At 55.9% G+C, this 2,557-nt stretch carries 2 protein-coding genes and 1 pseudogene; all 3 read left to right on the plus strand.

What is annotated here, in order from left to right:
• Window positions 1-717 (plus strand): annotated as a pseudogene (locus C5B90_RS19675) (extracellular solute-binding protein); the annotation flags it as partial.
• 3 nt (window positions 718-720) lie between these two features.
• The gene (locus C5B90_RS19680) at window positions 721-1,716 is read left to right on the plus strand and encodes a carbohydrate ABC transporter permease (protein WP_115883610.1); all 996 of its coding nucleotides are present in this window, start codon (window positions 721-723) and stop codon (window positions 1,714-1,716) included.
• Window positions 1,709-2,551 carry a carbohydrate ABC transporter permease gene (locus tag C5B90_RS19685; RefSeq protein ID WP_115883611.1) on the plus strand — a complete coding sequence of 281 codons (843 nt, stop codon included), beginning with the start codon at window positions 1,709-1,711 and terminating at the stop codon, window positions 2,549-2,551. Before C5B90_RS19680 ends, C5B90_RS19685 begins: the two co-directional genes overlap by 8 nt.
• The last annotated feature ends 6 nt before the right edge of the window (window positions 2,552-2,557 follow it).

Below are 2,557 nucleotides of genomic sequence, written 5' to 3' on the forward strand. Positions count from 1 at the left end.
TCGAACGATTACGACGGACTCTGGCGGATGCAGTTCCGCCAGCTTGGCGGACAACCCTTCACCGAGGACGGGTACGTGAACATCCACTCCGAGAAGAGCGTACAGGTCGCACAGACGCTGAAGCGCCTGTACGATTCCGGAATTACCGCTGACAAACCGCCGTGGACAAAAAGCTGGTTCACTGCACTTGGTGACGGTTCCATCGCCTCACTGATGAACGGCGCTTGGATGCTGGGAACGCTGAAAGCGGAGGTCGGCGACACGAAGGGTAAGTGGGGAGTGATCAAGCCTCCCGCCTTCGAGTCTGGAGGGCCGCGCGCCACCAACTCCGGCGGGTCGAATATGACGATCGCCAAGCAGGTGTCAGACGCGAAGGCTCGCCGTGCTTGGGACTTCATGAAGTTCTCGCTGGCGACAAAAGAGATGCAGACGGAGATCTACAGCGAGTATGGTATCTTCCCGGCCTACAAGCCCTCCTACGAGAGTGACATCTTTTCGTCCGAAATACCCTTCCTCGGCGGACAGAAGGCGGGAGAGTTGTTCACCGAGGTCGCCGAGAATATTCCGGGGTACCGCTACACGACTGCGACGTCTGAAGTGACGAAGGCCATCAACACTCACCTGGGCCGGATGTTCGACGGCAAAGTCACTCCCGAGAAGGCGGTCACGAACGCAGCCGAACAGGTCGCGAAGCGAACCGACCGGAAACTCGCCTGATAGATGAGCCAACGACACGAGCCGAGTTTCTCGGATCGGATTCGATACCGGCGCAAGCAACTTCGGGAGAGTCTTCCGTCTTCTGATCGGAGTGTTCCGTACCTTTTCCTCTCGCCGTTTTTCGCCCTGTTTAGTGTCTTCTTGGCGTTCCCCATCTTCTATACGCTCTACCTCTCGTTTTTCCGCTTCGAAGGGGTGAGCAACTCAACTATCCTCTGGATCGAAACCGCGATATTCGACTACCGGTTGGTTGGCATCTCCGACCTCACGTTCGTCGGGTTCGACAACTACCTAAGGCTCCTGTCGGACTCGCTTTTCCACCAGTCGATGTACAACACCGTGTTCATCCTGCTGGTTCAGGTCCCAATCATGGTGGGGCTAGCTCTCGCTCTTGCGCTCGCATGGAATGCGAGCTTCGTGCGGTTCCGCGGGGTCTTCCGGACGATCATCGCGCTTCCAGTCTCGGCTAACCTCGTGGCCTATGCAACCGTTTTTCTGGTATTGTTCCAGGAGACAGGACTCATCAACTACGCACTCGGACTCGTCGGCATCGGTCCAATACCATGGCTCCAAGACGCGTTTTGGTCTCGGTTTACGATTGTCGGTGCAGTCACTTGGCGCTGGACGGGGTACAACATGATTATCCTCCTCGCGGGACTGCAGAACGTCCCGAAACACCTCTACGAAGCGGCCGAAATCGACGGTGCGAGCCGGTTCGAGAAGTTCAGATATGTCACCGTCCCGCAGCTCCGCCCGGTACTTCTCTTCGTGGTGGTTACATCGACTATCGGGACGTTCAAGCTATTTGCGGAGCCCGTGACGATCTCGCAGGGCGGTGCGCCCCTCGAATCGACGATTACGATCGTACAGTACATCTATCAGACAGCGTTTATCGACTTCCGTCTTGGGTATGCCAGCGCTCTCACGTACGTTCTGATCGCAATCGTGAGTACGCTGTCTCTCGTTCAGATCAAACTGGGGGGGACGAACAATGCATGAGACTACGCGCCGGAGTGGCGTATGGACGTTTACTACGTACGCGTTCATCCTCCTTATGGCGGTCGTGACAATCGTTCCGCTCTACTGGGTACTCATCGCGTCGACACTGCCCGAGGAGGCGTTCCTGTCGTCCGGGTCGCTTCCGCTGCTCCCTGGTGGTGCCTTCCTCGAAAACTTCCGTGCGCTACAGGCACACCAAGACATCAACTTCGTCAGGAGCATCGGAAACAGCGTGTTCATTGCCTCGGTCTATACCCTCTTGTCGGTGCTTCTCTGCTCTATGGCAGGCTTCGCCTTTGCCAAATACGAGTTCCGCTTCAAGGAACCAATCTTCTATACGATTCTTGCGACTCTCGTATTGCCCATTCAGTTGCTCGTCATCCCACTGTTTCTGTTGATGTCTCAGATTGGGCTGATGAACTCGTACTGGGCAATTATTCTCCCATGGGCGGCGAATCCAGTCGGGATTTTCCTGATGCGCCAGAACATGAAGTCAGTTCCAGACGCCTTACTTGAGTCCGCCCGCATGGACGGAGCCTCCGAGTTCCAGGTGTTCTACAAGGTCGTGTTGCCGACGCTGAAGTCGTCTCTAGCTGCGCTCGCGACGATCTTGTTTCTCTTCCAGTGGAACCTGTTTCTGTTCCCCCTCGTCGTCCTCGAATCCGACAAGTACACCATCCCGGTCGCGATAAACCAACTCGTCGGTGCACAGCGCGTCTACTACGATCAGATCATGGTCGCCGCCGGACTCTCCATCATTCCGATTTTCCTGCTGTTTTTGTTCCTTCAGCAGTACTTCGTCAAGGGAATTATCGGCGGGTCGATCAAAGAGTAACCATAC

Source organism: Haloferax sp. Atlit-12N, from assembly GCF_003383095.1.
Taxonomy (GTDB): domain Archaea; phylum Halobacteriota; class Halobacteria; order Halobacteriales; family Haloferacaceae; genus Haloferax.

Excerpts from the sequence above, each read along its gene's own strand:
- C5B90_RS19680 (WP_115883610.1), top strand. The coding sequence starts at position 721 with ATGAGCCAACGACACGAGCCGAGTTTCTCGGATCGGATTCGATACCGG.
- C5B90_RS19685 (WP_115883611.1), top strand. The coding sequence starts at position 1,709 with ATGCATGAGACTACGCGCCGGAGTGGCGTATGGACGTTTACTACGTAC.